This window comes from Agromyces tropicus (assembly GCF_039531345.1).
GTDB lineage: Bacteria > Actinomycetota > Actinomycetes > Actinomycetales > Microbacteriaceae > Agromyces > Agromyces tropicus.
Window position 1 is genome coordinate 776,251 of record NZ_BAAAPW010000001.1, and the last position, 14,996, is coordinate 791,246.

General features: G+C 72.8%; 15 protein-coding genes. All 15 read right to left on the reverse strand.

From position 1 onward, the window contains the following. Positions 1-8: 8 nt before the first annotated feature. A complete protein-coding gene (locus tag ABD230_RS03540) occupies positions 9-992 on the reverse strand; it encodes a fumarylacetoacetate hydrolase family protein (protein ID WP_344369496.1) in 984 nt (327 codons plus the stop codon). Continuing rightward, positions 989-2,047 (reverse strand): amidohydrolase family protein, encoded by a 1,059-nt coding sequence (locus ABD230_RS03545; protein WP_344369497.1) that lies wholly within the window; start codon positions 2,045-2,047, stop codon positions 989-991. The genes ABD230_RS03540 and ABD230_RS03545 overlap by 4 nt, the downstream gene beginning before the upstream one ends. Continuing rightward, positions 2,044-3,177 (reverse strand): FAD-dependent monooxygenase, encoded by a 1,134-nt coding sequence (locus ABD230_RS03550; protein ID WP_344369498.1) that lies wholly within the window; start codon positions 3,175-3,177, stop codon positions 2,044-2,046. Before ABD230_RS03550 ends, ABD230_RS03545 begins: the two co-directional genes overlap by 4 nt. Before the next feature lie 33 nt (positions 3,178-3,210). Continuing rightward, complete coding sequence (locus ABD230_RS03555) at positions 3,211-4,254, reverse strand: cyclase family protein (protein WP_344369499.1); 1,044 nt, start codon at positions 4,252-4,254, stop codon at positions 3,211-3,213. Next, on the reverse strand, positions 4,251-5,279 hold the full coding sequence (locus ABD230_RS03560) for a fumarylacetoacetate hydrolase family protein (protein WP_344369500.1): 1,029 nt from the start codon (positions 5,277-5,279) through the stop codon (positions 4,251-4,253). The genes ABD230_RS03555 and ABD230_RS03560 overlap by 4 nt, the downstream gene beginning before the upstream one ends. A 95-nt stretch (positions 5,280-5,374) precedes the next feature. Continuing rightward, the gene (locus ABD230_RS03565; RefSeq protein WP_344369503.1) at positions 5,375-6,145 is read right to left on the reverse strand and encodes an SDR family NAD(P)-dependent oxidoreductase; all 771 of its coding nucleotides are present in this window, start codon (positions 6,143-6,145) and stop codon (positions 5,375-5,377) included. A 49-nt stretch (positions 6,146-6,194) separates the two neighbouring features. After that, positions 6,195-7,409, reverse strand: coding sequence for an acetyl-CoA C-acetyltransferase (locus tag ABD230_RS03570; protein WP_344369505.1), 1,215 nt, complete (start codon positions 7,407-7,409; stop codon positions 6,195-6,197). Beyond that, positions 7,406-8,062 (reverse strand): CoA transferase subunit B, encoded by a 657-nt coding sequence (locus tag ABD230_RS03575; protein WP_344369507.1) that lies wholly within the window; start codon positions 8,060-8,062, stop codon positions 7,406-7,408. The genes ABD230_RS03570 and ABD230_RS03575 overlap by 4 nt, the downstream gene beginning before the upstream one ends. Then, a complete protein-coding gene (locus ABD230_RS03580) occupies positions 8,062-8,904 on the reverse strand; it encodes a CoA transferase subunit A (protein ID WP_344369509.1) in 843 nt (280 codons plus the stop codon). The genes ABD230_RS03575 and ABD230_RS03580 overlap by 1 nt, the downstream gene beginning before the upstream one ends. A 13-nt stretch (positions 8,905-8,917) precedes the next feature. Beyond that, a complete protein-coding gene (gene pcaDC, locus ABD230_RS03585) occupies positions 8,918-10,201 on the reverse strand; it encodes a bifunctional 3-oxoadipate enol-lactonase/4-carboxymuconolactone decarboxylase PcaDC (protein ID WP_344369511.1) in 1,284 nt (427 codons plus the stop codon). Beyond that, positions 10,198-11,388: a lyase family protein gene (locus tag ABD230_RS03590; protein WP_344369512.1), complete on the reverse strand. Its 1,191-nt coding sequence runs from the start codon at positions 11,386-11,388 to the stop codon at positions 10,198-10,200. Before ABD230_RS03590 ends, pcaDC begins: the two co-directional genes overlap by 4 nt. A gap of 13 nt (positions 11,389-11,401) precedes the next feature. Next, a complete protein-coding gene (gene pcaG, locus ABD230_RS03595) occupies positions 11,402-12,040 on the reverse strand; it encodes a protocatechuate 3,4-dioxygenase subunit alpha (protein ID WP_344369513.1) in 639 nt (212 codons plus the stop codon). After that, on the reverse strand, positions 12,033-12,830 hold the full coding sequence (gene pcaH / locus ABD230_RS03600) for a protocatechuate 3,4-dioxygenase subunit beta (protein WP_344369515.1): 798 nt from the start codon (positions 12,828-12,830) through the stop codon (positions 12,033-12,035). Before pcaH ends, pcaG begins: the two co-directional genes overlap by 8 nt. A gap of 2 nt (positions 12,831-12,832) precedes the next feature. Beyond that, positions 12,833-14,017 (reverse strand): 4-hydroxybenzoate 3-monooxygenase, encoded by a 1,185-nt coding sequence (locus tag ABD230_RS03605; RefSeq protein ID WP_344369516.1) that lies wholly within the window; start codon positions 14,015-14,017, stop codon positions 12,833-12,835. A 117-nt stretch (positions 14,018-14,134) separates the two neighbouring features. Further along, positions 14,135-14,890 carry an IclR family transcriptional regulator gene (locus tag ABD230_RS03610; protein ID WP_344369518.1) on the reverse strand — a complete coding sequence of 252 codons (756 nt, stop codon included), beginning with the start codon at positions 14,888-14,890 and terminating at the stop codon, positions 14,135-14,137. Positions 14,891-14,996 lie beyond the last annotated feature (106 nt).

The window sequence follows — 14,996 nt, forward strand, 5'->3', positions numbered from 1 at the left end:
CGGGCGGATCAGCTCCGCGACCGCGTGCGCGGACGGCGCCGCGCGGCGGGGATGTCCGGCACCTCTCGTGCACGGCCGACGACGTTCCGGATCTCGCCGATCCGCTCGACATGCATCACGACCTCGTCGCCCTCCGCGAGTGGCGGAGGGGTCAGCTCGCCCGCGCGGCCCCAGAGCTCTGCGAGGCATCCGCCGTTGCCCGCCGTCCCCGATCCGAGCACGTCGCCCGGCACGACCCGCGAATCGCGCGACGCGTACGCCACGAGGTCGCCGAACGGCCAGCCCATGTTCGACAGCAGGTCGTGTCCGATGCGTTCGCCGTTGACGAAGACCCGCATGGCGACGGGGAGGAAGCCCTCGTCGTCGACCAGGTCGGCGAACTCGTCGGCGGTGGTGATCCAGGGGCCGAGCGTCGTGGCGAAGTCCTTGCCTTTGGCCGGCCCCAGACGCACCTTCATCTCACGACCCTGGATGTCGCGCGCCGACCAGTCGTTGAAGATCGTGTAGCCGAAGATGTGGCCGACGGCCTCGGCGGGGGTGAGGTCGCGCCCGTCCGAACCGGCGACCCCGCCGATCACCGCGCCAACCTCGAGCTCGAAGTCGAGCCGCCCGGTCGCGGGCGGGCGCACCACGTCGCCGGTCGCCACGATCGAGTGCGGGTTCGTGAAGTAGAAGGTCGGGTAGGTGTACCACTCGTCGGCGACGTGGCTCGCGCCGTCGACCGAGGCGGTCACGCCCTCGACGTGCTCCTCGAAGGCGACGAAGTCTCGCACGCTCGCAGGCACGACCGGAGCGAGCAGCTCGACGTCGGCGAGGGGCACGGCGGACGCCGCGGCGTCGCCCTCCAGCTCGGCAGCGAGCATGGGAAGATCGGCGAGCCCTGCGGCGAGCACGTCCGCGACCGAGAGCCCGCGCGGGAACGGCACGACGCCATCGCCGATCACGAACCCTTCACCGACCGCGCCGGCGTGCGTCCAGCGCGCGATCCTCATTCGACTCCCCCGGCCGAGACCGGGTGTGCGCCTCGGTCGGGCAGCCGCGCGCCGAACAACCCGACCGCGTTGTCCGAGAGGACGGCGCGCGCCGCCGCCTCGTCGAGCCCGGCCTCGCGCACCCGCTCGACCGGGTCGTCGACGCCCATGTCGAACGGGTAGTCGGTGCCGACGAGCACCCGATCGGCGCCCGCGGCCGCCACGAGAGCGCGCAGCGCATCCGGCGTGTGCACGAGCGAGTCGAAGCGCAGGCGCCGCAGGTACGACGACGGCAGGTCGCGGCATCCGTGGGCCTCGGGGCGAACCTGCCATGCATGGTCGGAGCGCCCGAGGAAGGTCGGCAGGTAGCCCCCGCCATGGGCGGCGACGAGCTTCAACCCCGGATGCCGGTCGAGCACGCCCGAGAAGATCAGGTGCGAAAGCGCGACCGCGTTCTCGACCGGCTGGCCGACCGTGTTGGAGAGGTAGAACCGGTCGAGCCGTTCGTCGAGGCTGCAGCCGAACGGGTGCAGGAACACGATCGCGTCGAGCTCGACGGCGCGCGACCAGAACGGCTCGAGCCGCTCATCGGAGAGCTCCACGTCGCCGGCGAACGACGACAACTCGAAGCCGGCGAGGCCGTGCTCGAGGACGGCATCCTCGAGCGCCGCGACGATCAGGTGCGGATGCTGCAGCGGCACGAGCCCGAGCCCGACGAGTCGGTCGGGAGCACCGGCGACGTGCTCGGCGATCGCGCGGTTCGCCTCGCGGGCGGCCCACACGGCGAGGTCCTCCCCCGCCCACGGGTAGTAGTGCGACGGCGACGGCGAGACGACCTGCACGTCCACTCCCTGCCGGTCCATCTCGGCGAGGCGCGCGTCGAGCGAGGTGAGGAGCGCCATCCGCTCGCCGATCATGCGCCCGGATGCCGCGAGGCTCTCGGGCCCGTTCCGGCGCGCCTCCAGCGCCTGCGCGGAGGCGAACCCCTCGGGATCGCGTTCGCCGACTGCCCGCTGCAGCGCTGGGAGCAGCAGGTGGGCGTGCACGTCGACGACGGGCGAGGGCGACCCGCTCATGCGGGCGCGCTCACGAGCATCGCGACGCGCCGCATGAGACCCGGCACGTCGGCGTCCTGCACGTGGTCGATCTGCCACTGGCCGAGCTGCACCGAGGCCTCGACGACCTCGGTGGCGCGCGGCAGCCGCCGCGCGTGGAACTCGTCCCAGAGCGACTGGTCGACGGCGTCGCGCGCGAGCAGCAGCTCGGCGAGCACGAGGGCGTCCTCGCCGGCCTGGGCCGCGCCCTGCGCGATGGTGGGCGGGCAGCTGTGCGCGGCCTCGCCGATGATGACGACCCGACCCCGGTTCCAGGCGTCGGGCACGACGTGCTGGGTGAACCACGTGTAGTTCACGCGTGACGCGTCGTCGAGCGACTCGCGGATCTCGTTCCAGGGCCCGCCGTACGCCTGCGACAGCTCCTTCATGACTTCGAGTCCCTGCTCCGGCGAGAGCAGGTGCCGGTCCTGCGCGGGCTCGACGAGGTAGGCGTACATCATGTCCTCGCTCGTCGGGCAGTAGCCCGCGATGTAGACGGGGCCGCCGTAGTAGAGGTCGGTCTGAGTGACGTCCTTGGGGCGCGGCACGAACGCCCGCCAGATGCCCATGCCGGTGCGCTCGGGGGCGACCTCGATGCCGAGCTGGCGGCGGATGTCGGACTGCAGTCCGTCGGCGCCGATGAGCAGGTCGTACCGGCCGGTGGACCCGTCGGACAGGGTGACGTCGACGCCGTCGTCGTCCTGGGTGAAGGCCGTGACGGTCCTCCCGTAGTGGATGCGGGCGCCGAGCGCGGTTGCGCGGTCGGCGAGGATCCGGGCGAGGTCGGGGCGGTACATGCCGGCGACCGCGGGGTACTCCGGGCCGCCCGTCCGCGCATCGGGGATCTGGGCGATCACCGGCGCGTCCGGGCCCGGAGCACGGAGGCCGGTCTGGTCGAACGAGTAGCCGGCCTGCTTCACCTCGTCCCACACGCCGAGACGGTCGAACACGCGCAACGCATTGCCCTGCAACGTGATGCCGGAGCCGAGGGCGGACAGGTCGGGCTTGACCTCGAAGACGTCGACGTCGACGCCCCCTTCGGCGAGCAGGATGGCGGCGGCACTGCCGGCCACTCCGGAGCCGACGATCGCGACGCGGGAGACTGCGGTCATGGTGGATCCCTCCTTTGGGATTCGGTTCGGGTCCTACTTCAGGGCGACGGGGTTCACGGGCGAGCCGACGGCGCCGGTGATCGGAAGCGGCGGTGCGACGAGCAGGAACTCGTACACGCCGTCGGCGGCGCAATCCTCGGCGAGCGCCTCGAGGTCCCACATCTCGCCGACGGTGAGGCCGAGATTCGGGATCACGACCTGGTGGAGCGGCTGGAACGCGTCGTCGAACTCGTTCGGGCGCACCTCGAAGCCCCACGTGTCGGTCGCGATCGCCGCGATCTCCGTGCGGCGGAGCCATCCGGCCGTCGTGAAGGACAGACCCGCGCTGGGTCCGCCCGCGTAGCCGTTCCAGCCCTCGCGGAGGGCGCGGGCGTAGCGACCGGTTCGCACGAGCACGAGGTCGCCGCGGCCGACGGCGCTCGTCGCGCCCTGGGCCTCGATGCAGGCGTCGAGCTCGGCGGCGGTGATGCCGTAGCCGTCGGGCAACTCGCCCGCGCGTGCGTCGTCGGTCGCCTCGGGCCGCAGGAACCGGCCGAGGTCGAGCAGGACGCCGCGTCCGACGATGGCGGATGCCGCGTGCTCGATGCCGGTGACGAGGTCGCCGTCGCTCGTGACGACCTGACCGGCCGGGCGACCGTTCCATGCCAGGCCGCGGTCGAAGATGTGGCCCAGGCCGTCCCACTGCGTGGAGCACTGCAGCGGCATGGCGATGACGTCGTCGGCGCCGCCGATGCCGTGCGGGAAGCCTTGGTTCCCGGCCGCGGCATCCGTACCGGTGTCGAGCATCGTGTGCACCGGGTTCGTGCGGCGGCGCCAGCCCTGCTGGGGGCCGTTCATGTCGAACGGCTGCGAGAGCGAGAAGCTCGCCCCGCGTCGCACCAGGGCGGCCGCACGGGTGCGCTCGGCGTCGCCGATGAAGTTCAGCGTGCCCAGCCGGTCGTCCTCGCCCCAGCGGCCCCAGTTGCGATATGCCGCGGCAGCCTCGGCGATGTGCCGTTCGGGGTCGGTGCGGTCGAGCGCGGCCGGGTCCTCGGTCGGGGTGGTCCGGGCAGCGGATGCCGCGGCGGCGGACGTCATCGGACGCCCGCCTCGGCGATGGCGGGCTCGCCCGTGGCATCCGCCGCCCGCTCGGCGATCGCCCGCACGGTCTGGGCACCGAGTCCCTCGATCGCGCCGACCATGACGTCGCCGTCGCGGAGCATCCGACCGTGCACGATGCCGTTGCCCGCGGGACTGCCCGTGAGCAGCAGGTCGCCGGGCAGCAGGGGCATGTTCTGCGACGCGCCCGCGATGAGCGCGGGCAGGTCGAAGAGCAGGTCGGAGGTCGTGGCGTCCTGCATCGTGTCGCCGTTCAGCGTCAGTTCGAGGTGCAGGTCGCCGGGGTTCGGCACGAAGGGCGCGGGCACGAGGAACGGACCGGTCGGCAGGAAACCCGGCGCGTTCTTGCCGCGATACCAGTCGGTGCCGATCTCCTTCATGTCCTCGCGGAACACGAGGTCGCGCGTCGTGATGTCGTTCACGATCGTGTACCCGGCGACGTGGTCCATCGCGTGCTCGCGATCGACGCGGAACGCCTCGCGCCCGATCACGATCGCCAGCTCGAGCTCCCAGTCGTGCTGGTCGCTGTACGACGGCAGCACCAGGTCGACGTCGTCGCCGACCACCGCGGCCGGCAGGCCGATGAAGAAGTACGGGATGCCCTCGCGCGCGCGGCGGTCCATCATGTCGGCCGCCCACTCGCGCAGCTCCTCGATGGGCCTCGGGTCGTTCTTGGCACGCCCGGCCGCGACGAGGTCGATGACGTGCGTGCGGTAATTGGCCCCGGTCTGCAGCACCTGGCGCGGCGTGACGGGCGCCGTGAGGGTGACCTCGGCGAGCGGATGCCACGTGCCATCCGCCTGGTCGGCCAGTCGGGCGAGTCGATCCCAGGACGCGGGCGCCTCGGCGAGGAACGCGTTCAGGTCCGTGGCGCCGAGCTCGGCCGGCCCGATCTCGCGGACCCGCTCGCCGGCCACGAGGCCGAGCCGTGTGGCACCGCCCTCGTCCAGGCGGAAGCGCACGATGGCGAAGGGGGCGGTCAGGCCGTCGGACGACGATGTCACGGATGTCTCCAATCACGCGCGCGGCGGTGAGCGGCGTGCGTCCAGTCAACCGCTCGATCGGGTATCAGTGAAGGCCGCATCTTTGATGGACTCCATCAGTCCTGTCGATGGGCAGCACCCATCGATCGCGCGATCGGCAGCCCGCCACCGTGGCCGGTGAGTCCACCGTCGACCGCGATCTCCGTGCCGGTGACGAACGCGGCGTCCGGCGAGAGCAGATGGGCGATCACGGCCGCGACCTCCTCGGGTGCACCGGTGCGGCCGAGCGGTGTCGCCTCGAGGTTCGCCGTGCGGAAGGTCTCGGGCGCACTCGCGGTCATCGGCGTCGCGATGAATCCGGGAATCACCATGTTCACGCGGATGCCGCGGGGACCGAGCTCGATCGCCGCGGTCTTCGTGATGCCGCGGATGGCCCACTTGCTCGCGCCGTAGGCGACGCCGTAGTGGGCCATGACCCCGGCGGCCGACCCGACGTTCACGATGGACGCGCCTGATCGCATGAGGGGCGCGAGCGACTGGATGCCGAGCGCCGGTCCGGTCGCGTTGACCGCGAAGGCCTGTTCGAAGTCGTCGGCCGTCGCATCGTCCAGCCGGGCGCGCCGCGTGATGCCCGCGGCGTTGACCAGGCCGTCGAGTGCGGTGTGCTCGGTGGTGAGCTGCTCGGCGAGGCGAGACCATTCGTCCGATGCGCTCACGTCGAGCGCGAACCGCTCGACGCCGCCGGCCGCCGGTACGGCACCGCCGTGCCAGCCGAGGTCGGCGGCGATCACCTGGGCACCTGCAGCGGCGAGCGCAGCAGCCGTCGCTGCGCCGATCCCGGATGCCGCGCCGGTCACGACGTACGTGCGGTCTTCGTGCGTGCCCATCGGCGACCCCTTCCCTGCGAACGCCCGTGCATCCATGGTGGGCGCTGACTCACGCGCGCGCGAACACCGCCGCGAGCGCCTGTCCGCCGCCGATGCACATGGTCTCCAGGGCGAGCTCGCCGTCGAGCGCCGGGAGTTCGTGCGCGAGGGTCGCGAGCATGCGGATGCCGGTGGCGCCGATCGGGTGCCCGATCGAGATGCCGCTCCCCCGCGGGTTCAGTCGCGGGTCCTCCGCATCCACGCCCCAGTCGGCGAGGCAGGCGAGCACCTGCACGGCGAACGCCTCGTTGAGCTCGATGACGTCCAGATCGTCGAAGCCGATGCCCGCACGCTGCAGCGCGAGGTTCGCCGCGGGGACGGGTGCGACGCCGAAGCGCAGCGGGTCGTTGCCCGCGACGGCCCATGAGACGAGTCGGAGCGTCGGTGCGAGTCCGAGCGCCGACGCTCGGTCGGGCGTCGTGACCACGCAGGCGGCGGCCGCGTCGTTCTGCCCGCTCGAGTTGCCGGCAGTGACGGTCGTGTCGGGGTCGCCGCGACCGAGGATCGGTCGCAGCGCGCCGAGTGCGTCGAGCGTCGTGTCGGCGCGGGGATGCTCGTCGCGATCGACGACGACGGGTCCGCGCCGGCCGGGTACCTCGACCGGCACGAGCTCGGCGTCGAATGCCCCCGACTCCTGCGCCGCGACGGCCCGGCGGTGCGACTGCAGGGCGAACGCGTCCTGCGCCTCGCGCGAGATGCCGTAGTCGGCGCGCAGCAACTCGGCGGAGCCGACGTTACCCTCGGGGGTCGGGAAGTTCACGCCGCCGACGGTCTCGCGTCCGCGCGCGAGCGCGTCCTGCAGCATGAGTCCGCCTGGCGGCACGCCGCGCCGACCCTGCTCGGTGTACAGGGGCGCGTTCGACATCGACTCCGCGCCGAGGGCGACGACCACGTCCGAGACGCCCGTCTGCACCTCCATCGCGGCGTTGAGCACGGCCTGCAGGCCCGACCCGCAGCGCCGATCCAGTTGGTACCCGGTGGTCGTCACCGGGAAGCCGGCATCGAGCGCTGCGACCCGCCCGAACGCGGGCGACTCCATGGTCGGGTAGCCCTGGGAGCCGATCACGCCGTCCACCGCCGCGGGGTCGAGCCCCGTGCGCTCCAGCAAGGCCCGCAGCACGACGACGCCGAGGTCGCGCGCCGAGAGCGGGGCGAGCACCCCGCCCATGCGCCCGACCGGCGTGCGGACGGGGGCGCAGACGACGACCTCGCGCAGTTCGGTCATCCCGCGGCCGCCGTGAGCGACTCTGCGACCGTGAACGCGGCGCCCGTGGCATCCGTCACCTGCTCGACGGTGACGCCGGGCGCGAGCTCGACGAGCAGGAACCCGTCGTCGGTCACGTCGAAGACGGCGAGGTCGGTGATGACGCGGTCGACGCACGCGCGCCCGGTGAGGGGCAGCGTGCACTGCTCGACGAGCTTGGCCGAGCCGTCCTTCGCGACGTGCTCCATGACGACGATGACGCGCTCCGCGCCGTTGACGAGGTCCATGGCGCCGCCCATGCCCTTGACCATCTTGCCGGGCACGGCCCAGTTGGCGATGTCACCGTGCGCCGAGACCTGCATGGCGCCGAGCACGGCCGTGGTGATGCGTCCGCCGCGGATCATGCCGAAGCTCGCGGCCGAATCGAAGTACGCCGCGCCGGGCAGCACGGTGACGGTCTCCTTGCCGGCGTTGATGAGCTTGGGGTCGGCCTCGCCCTCCCACGGGTAGGGGCCGACGCCGAGGATGCCGTTCTCGGAGTGCAGCACCACCTCGACGCCGTCGGGCAGGTGGTTCGGGATGAGGGTCGGGAGCCCGATGCCGAGGTTCACGTACGAGCCGTCCTCGAGCTCGCGGGCCGCGCGCGCGGCCATCTCGTCGCGGGTGAGCGTCATCAGCGGGCCTCCTCGGCGCTTGCGGCGGCGGCGGGTTCAGCCGCGTCGCCGCGATCGGTGGCGGATGCCGCGGGCCGCGGCCGCACGGTCGCCTTCTCGATCGGCAGGTCGGCGGCCTGTTCCGGCGTGAGTTCGACGACGCGGTCGACGTAGATGCCTGGCAGGTGGATGTCGTCGGGGCCGAGTACGCCCGGCTCGACGAGTTCGTCGACCTCGGCGATCGTGATGCGGCCCGCCATCCCGGCGAGCGGGTTGAAGTTGCGGGTCGACTTCTCGAATCGCAGGTTGCCGTGGCGGTCGCCGACGGCGGCGCGGACGAGGCCGTAGTCGGTGCGGATGGCCTGCTCGAGCACGTACTCGCGCGACCGCCCGAACGTCGTGAACGGCCGCAGCTCCTTGGGTTCGCTCGCGAGCGCGACCGAACCGTCGGGCGCGTAGCGCAGCGGCATCCCACCGTCGGAGACCGCCGTGCCCGCGCCCGTCGCGGTGTAGAACGCGGGGATGCCGACGCCACCCGCGCGGAGCCGTTCGGCGAGCGTGCCCTGCGGGGTCAGTTCGACCTCGACCTCGCCGGAGAGGTACTGGCGGCCGAACTCCTTGTTCTCGCCGATGTAGCTGGCGATGATGCGGCGGATGCGGCCCTCGGCGAGGAGCAGCCCGAGGCCCCACCCGTCGACGCCGCAGTTGTTCGAGACGACTTCGAGGCCGTCGACCTCGCGATCGAGGAGGGCGCGGATGAGCGTGATCGGCACGCCCGACAGCCCGAAGCCGCCGACCGCGAGCGACGCGCCCGAGGGGATGTCGGCGACGGCCTCGGCGGCGGTCGCGAAGGTCTTGTCCATGTCTGCTCCGGGGTCAGGGGGTGTCGTCGGGGGTCGCCGACGTGTCGGTGGCCGACGGAGTGTCGGGGGCCGGCGGCGTCGCAGGTTCGCCGCGGCCGGGCGCGGATGCCGCGGCATCCTGCTCGGCGAACACGTCGCGCATGATCGCGAACGCGGCGTTCGAGGCCGGGAGCCCCGCGTAGAGCGCGGTGTGCAGCAGCACCTCGGCGATCTCGTCGCGGGTGAGTCCGTTGCGGAGCGCCGCGCGCACGTGCATCGCGATCTCGTTCTCGTGGCCGCCGGTGGTGAGGCTCGCGAGCGTCGCGATCGAGCGCTCCCGGCGACTGAGACCGGGTCGGTCCCAGATCTCGCCCCAGGCGTAGCGCGTGAGGAAGTCCTGGAACGCGGCGGTCTCCGGGGTCGTCGCGGCGATCGCGCGGTCGACGTGCCCGTCGCCGAGCACGGCCCTCCGCACGCGCATGCCGCGCGCGGCGGCGATCGTGGCTGCGCCGGCTCGCTCGGCAGTGTCGAGGTGCGATGCGATGAGCTCCGCGACGGTCGCGGGCTCCTCGAGCACGGCGAGGTGCGAGGCGCCGTCGAGCGAGACGTGACGGCCGCCGGGCACGGCGTCGGCGAGGTCCTGCATCGAGGCGGGCGTCGTCACGGTGTCGTGCTCGCCGCTGATCGCGAGCGTCGGCGCCGCGAGGTCGCCGAGCGCTGCCGTGCGGTCGAAGGCGGCGAGCGACTCGGCGCACCGGGCGTACGACTCGTCGTCGATGTCGACGAGCGCGGTGAGCGTCGACGCGCTGGGTCCGCCCGCATCGCGGTCGAGGAAGCCGCGGGCGAACCAGCGATCGGCACTCCCGGTCACGAGCGACGCGGTGCCGCTCGCCCGCACGGATGCCGCGCGCTCGGCCCAGCCGTCGGCCGTGCCGATGCGCGAGCCGCTGCAGCTCGTCACGAGGCTCAGTACGCGGTCGGGATGCGCGACGGCGAGTTCGAGCGCGATCGCGCCGCCCAGCGAGACGCCGCCGACGTGGAACGCGCCGCCACCCGCCTCGTCGACCACCGCGAGCACGGCGTCTGCGAGGTCGCCGATCGTGAAGCCGTCGGCGGTGGCGGGGCTCGCACCGTGCCCGGGCAGGTCGACGCGGAGGATACGGAGGCCCGCCGTGCGGCGATCGGCGCGGAGCGCCGAGACGACGCCGTCCCAGAGCGCGCTGGTCGTGCCGAGCGACGGCAGCAGGACGAGCAGCGGGCTCGACGGCGCCGACGCGGTGCCGGGCGCGAACGAGCCGAGGAGTCGGGGCACGGTCATGGGTGGATCTCCGGTCCGATGGGGGCGCTGGTACGGGCGAAGCGGGCGAGCGCGCCGTCGACGATGCGAGCGGATGCCGCGGCCAGCACCTCGCGGTCGGGCCGCTCGCCGGCCGGTCCGGCCGCGGCGAGGATCGCGGCGGCGCGATCGGCGTCGAAGGACGTGCGACCGACCAGCCGCTCGGCGTCGGCCGATGCCGATGCCGCGAGGCGCACCAGCCGACGCAGCGCGGACCACTCCGCGTGCCAGCGTCCGGCCGGCCGTTCGTCGCCCGCGACGGCGGCGCTCGCGACGACCTGCAGGAGTCCGGGTGCCTCGACGGCGGCGGCGGTGATGCGGACGGCGTCGACGGGGTTCTGCTTGTGCGGCATGGCGGAGGATCCGCCGCCGCCGGTGAGCCGCACCTCGCCGATCTCCTCGCGGGACAGGAAGGTCAGGTCGCCGGCGATGCGGCCGAGTGCGGCCACGACCGTCGCGGCCGTCGCGGCGACGGCGAGGACCGGCGTCCGCTCGGTGTGCCAGGAACGACCGGGGTCGGTGAGGCCGAGCCGGCGCGCGAGCCCTGCACGGACCTCGTCGGCGCCCGTGGCGCTCCCGGCCGCGACATCCGCCGCGGCACCGGTGCCCACGGCACCGCCGAACTGCACGGGGAACGTCGTCGCGTCGATCGCGTCGATCGACGCGCTCACGCCGTCGAGCCAGCCCGCAGCGAGCACGCCGAGCGTCGACGCCTCGCCGTGCCGTGCGAGCGAGCGGCCGATGCGGAAGCCGCCGCGGTGCTCGTCCGCGAGCGCGGCGAGTCCGCGGCCGGCGCTCGCGAGCGCCGTGCGCGCCCCGAGCAGCGCATCGCGGGCGACGAGCATCAGCGCGCTGTCCACCACGTCCTGGCTCGTGGCGCCGAGGTGCAGGCGCTCGGCGGACAGGCCCGCCGCTTCGAGCTGCCCTCGGAGCGCGGGAACGAGCCGAACGACCGGCACACCGTCGCTCGCGACGCCCGCGCGGAGATCGTCGTGGTCGAGTGCGGCCGCGTCGAGCGCGTCGGCCTGCGCGTCGAGGAACTCGTCGAGCAGGTCGCCCCAGGTCTGCAGCAGCGCGCGTTCCACGTCGACCATCGCGGCGAGCACATCGTCGTCGTCGGTGCCGTTCGCGTCGGCGCCGCCGGGATCGAGCAGTCCCCAGTCGGTCATCGCTCCATCCTCGTCACACCTCGGTGCCGTAGTCGAGGAACACGGTCTCGCCCTCGCCCTGCAGCCTGATGTCGAACCGGTACGAGCGTGGCGCGTCCGCCTCGGCGACGAGCGTGCCCCGTCGGCCCGGGTCGACGCGTGAGAGCAGCGGGTCGGCCGCATTCGCCTCGGGCTCGTCGCCGAAGTACGCCCGGGTGAAGAGGTGGTGGAGGACCCCGCGCGCGAAGACCGTGATGAGCAGGTACGGCGCTGAGCCCGGTCGCGCGGCGCCGGGCTTCACGGTCGTGAACGAGTAGTGACCGTCGCGGTCGACGGCGGCGCGACCGAAGCCGGCGAACCCGTGCTGGTCGCGCGCGAACGATCCGCGCTTGGTGGAGGGCCGACCCGTGGCATCCGCCCCCCAGATCTCGACGATCGCGTCGGGGATCGGGTCGCCCGCGCCGTCGAACACGGTGCCGTGCAGCCGGACGGCGTCGGGCTGCCAGGCCGCCCGGACGTCGGGGCCGCCGTCGTACGGCAGCGCATAGCCGAAGAAGGGTCCGACCGTCTGCGACGGGGTCTGGCCGAGCGGCCCATCGTGCGCCGGGGCGTGCGCGTGCGCGCCGGGCAGGTCGGTCGCGTCGAAGGCCTCGCGGCCGTTCGTGTCAGGCATGGTCGGCGTCCTCCGGTTCCATCCACGTCGACGTCGGCCCGGTGAGCACCACGTCCCACCGGTAGCCGAGCGCCCACTCGGGCTCGCTCACGTCGTGGTCGTACGTCGCGACGAGGCGCTCGCGTGCGGCCGGGTCGACGATCGACTGGTAGATCGGGTCGAGGGCGAACAGCGGGTCGCCCGGGAAGTACATCTGCGTGATCAGCCGCTGCGTGAACGCGGAACCGAAGAACGAGAAGTGGATGTGCGCCGGCCGCCACGCGTTGCGGTGGTTCTTCCACGGGTACGCGCCGGGCTTGATGGTCGTCAACCGGTACGACCCGTCGTCGCCCGTGATGATGCGGCCCACGCCCGTGAAGTTCGGATCGAGCGGCGCCGGATGCTGGTCGCGCTTGTGCACGTAGCGGCCCGACGCGTTCGCCTGCCAGATCTCGATGAGCTGGTTGCGCACGGGGCGCCCGTCGCCGTCGAGGATGCGGCCCGTCACGATGATGCGCTCGCCGAGCGGCTCGCCCGCGTGCTGGATCGTGAGGTCGGCCTCCTCGGCGGCGACGTCGGTGTGCCCGAAGGCCGGCGAGACGAGCTCGATCTCCTCGGGATCGGCGCGCACGAGCTCGTGGGTGGGGTGCCGCAAGGTCGTCGAACGGTACGGGGCGAAGTCGCGGCGCGGGTGCGCCGCGAGGGGGCGGGCAGCGGATGCCGCGGCCTCCGTCTCGGTGCGGTGACGCTCGGCGATCTCGTCGCTGATCGTCGACTGGGTCAGCTCGGGCTGCGGTGCTGGTCGTTGCATGGTCACTCCGTCGTGAAGGGGAGGCCGGCGTACTGCTCGGCGAGGGATTCCTGTGCGTGGCGGGAGCCGAACAGGTACTCGAGCTGGCCGACCTGGCTGCGGTAGCGGAAGTCGCGGGCCGAGGCATCCGGCGCCTCGTGGTGGACGTGGAGCATGTCCGTCATCCACTGCGAGAACTGCTGCACCTTCCACTGGCGCGACAGCGCCGCATCGCTGTAGCCGGCGAGCCCGGTCTCGTCGCCGTGACGGATGCTCCGGACGAGCGCCCGGCCGAGCATCGTGACGTCGGCGATGGCTGAGTTGAGGCCCTTCGCACCGGTCGGCGGCACGATGTGCCCAGCGTCGCCGGCGAGGAACAGGCGGCCGTGCGTCAGCGTCGAGACCACGAACGAGCGCATCGGGGTGATCGACTTCTCGGTGATCGCACCCTCGTGCAGGGTCCAGCCGTCGCTGCCGAGCCGGGTCTGCAGCGCGTCCCAGATGCGGGCGTCCGACCAGTCGTCGATCGACTCGTCGTGCGCGACCTGGAGGTACAGGCGGGAGACCTCGAGCGAGCGCATCGAGTGCATCGCGAAGCCGTCGCGGTGGAGCGCGTAGATCAGGTCGTCGGTCGACGGCGGGACGTCGGCGAGGATGCCGAGCCAGCCGAACGGGTAGTCGCGCTCGAACGCCGTGATCCCCGGGATCGACCGCCGCCCGACGCCGTGGTAGCCGTCCGCGCCGACGACGAACCCGCACGCGAGTTCGGTCGCGACGCCGCCGTCGGTGAAGCCCACCGTGGGATTCGAGCCGTCGAGGCCGGCCAGCGCGGCATCCGTCACCTCGAAGCGGATGTCGCTGCCGAGCCGGTCGTGCTCGGCGAGCAGGTGCGCGACCAGCGCCTGCTGGCCGTAGATGCTCACGGTCCGGCCGACGAGGTCGACGAAGTCGACGTGGTGGCGCTCGCCGTCGTGCTGCAGGTGGATGCCGTGGTGCGTGAGGCCCCGCTCACGCAGGTCGGCGTCGAGGCCGAGCTCGGCGAGCACGTCCACCGAGCCCTGTTCGAGCACGCCGGCCCGGATCCGGCCGAGCAGGTGCTCGCGCGAAGTGCGCTCGAGGATCGTGAAGCCGATCCCGGCCTGATGGAGGATGTGGCCGAGCAGCAGGCCGGCCGGGCCTGCGCCGATGATGGCGACCTGGGTTCGCACCGTTGGGTCCTTTCACGACGGTGTGGGGTGGACCCATCGTGCGTCGGCGTCGCGTCGCGCCGCACCACGGATTCCGTCCAATGGAAACACCGGGTGTCGGTCGCGATCGGCTCGCTCTTATCCCCGCCACCCGAGCGCCGCGGAGATGCCGCGCGCGGCGATCCGCACGCCGAGGGCGAACTGCGGCTCGCGGAGGCGCTCGACGTGCGCGATGATCGACACCGCCGCGACGACCTCGCCCGAGGCATCCCGAACCGGAGCGGCCACCGAGAACGCGCCCTCGGTCATCGCCTCCACCGAGGTCGCGATGCCGCTGCGCCGCACCTCTGCCATCCGGGCGCGAAGCGCGTCCTCCTCCACGATCGTCCCCGGCAGGTACTTGCGCGGGCCGGCGGCGATCACGTCCTCGAACACGCCCGGCGGCGCGAACGCCAGGAGTGCCTGGCCGACGCCGGTCGCGTGCAACGGCAGCCGCGAGCCGACGTCCGTGATCGTGTGCACCGCGTCCGCGCCCGACAGCCACTCCAGGTAGACGACGCCGAGTCCGTCGCGCACCGCGAGGTGCACGTGCTCGCCGGTGGACTCGAGCAGGTCCTCGAGGTACGGCTTCGCCGCCGTCCGGAGCCGTCGCGACGACGGCTGGCGCACCGAGAGCCGCCAGAGCTTGATGCCCACTCGATAGGTGCCGTCGTCCGCCCGCACGAGCCCGCCCCACTCGACCCACTCCCCCACGAGCCGGTGCGCGGTCGACATGGGCAGGCCGGCCCGGGCGGCGATCTCGCTCAGCGTCAGCTCGTCCCCGCGCTCGAACGCGTCGGCGATCGCGAACAGCTTCTCGGCGACGCTGCGCACGTCGTCTCCACGTCGGGCCACGGGATCAGGCTAGCCCCGGGCCATCCGGCATCCATCGGAGTGATGCTCGCGATCAACAGATTCGGGTTCCCTGATACTCGATGACCACCGACAGTGGAAGGGTGCC

Coding starts and splice junctions, on each gene's coding strand:
- ABD230_RS03540 (WP_344369496.1), bottom strand. CDS start 992: ATGAGGATCGCGCGCTGGACGCACGCCGGCGCGGTCGGTGAAGGGTTC.
- ABD230_RS03555 (WP_344369499.1), bottom strand. CDS start 4,254: ATGACGTCCGCCGCCGCGGCATCCGCTGCCCGGACCACCCCGACCGAG.
- ABD230_RS03565 (WP_344369503.1), bottom strand. CDS start 6,145: ATGGGCACGCACGAAGACCGCACGTACGTCGTGACCGGCGCGGCATCC.
- ABD230_RS03575 (WP_344369507.1), bottom strand. CDS start 8,062: ATGACGCTCACCCGCGACGAGATGGCCGCGCGCGCGGCCCGCGAGCTC.
- pcaG (WP_344369513.1), bottom strand. CDS start 12,040: ATGCCTGACACGAACGGCCGCGAGGCCTTCGACGCGACCGACCTGCCC.
- ABD230_RS03590 (WP_344369512.1), bottom strand. CDS start 11,388: ATGACCGACTGGGGACTGCTCGATCCCGGCGGCGCCGACGCGAACGGC.
- ABD230_RS03550 (WP_344369498.1), bottom strand. CDS start 3,177: ATGACCGCAGTCTCCCGCGTCGCGATCGTCGGCTCCGGAGTGGCCGGC.
- pcaDC (WP_344369511.1), bottom strand. CDS start 10,201: ATGACCGTGCCCCGACTCCTCGGCTCGTTCGCGCCCGGCACCGCGTCG.
- pcaH (WP_344369515.1), bottom strand. CDS start 12,830: ATGCAACGACCAGCACCGCAGCCCGAGCTGACCCAGTCGACGATCAGC.
- ABD230_RS03580 (WP_344369509.1), bottom strand. CDS start 8,904: ATGGACAAGACCTTCGCGACCGCCGCCGAGGCCGTCGCCGACATCCCC.
- ABD230_RS03545 (WP_344369497.1), bottom strand. CDS start 2,047: ATGAGCGGGTCGCCCTCGCCCGTCGTCGACGTGCACGCCCACCTGCTG.
- ABD230_RS03570 (WP_344369505.1), bottom strand. CDS start 7,409: ATGACCGAACTGCGCGAGGTCGTCGTCTGCGCCCCCGTCCGCACGCCG.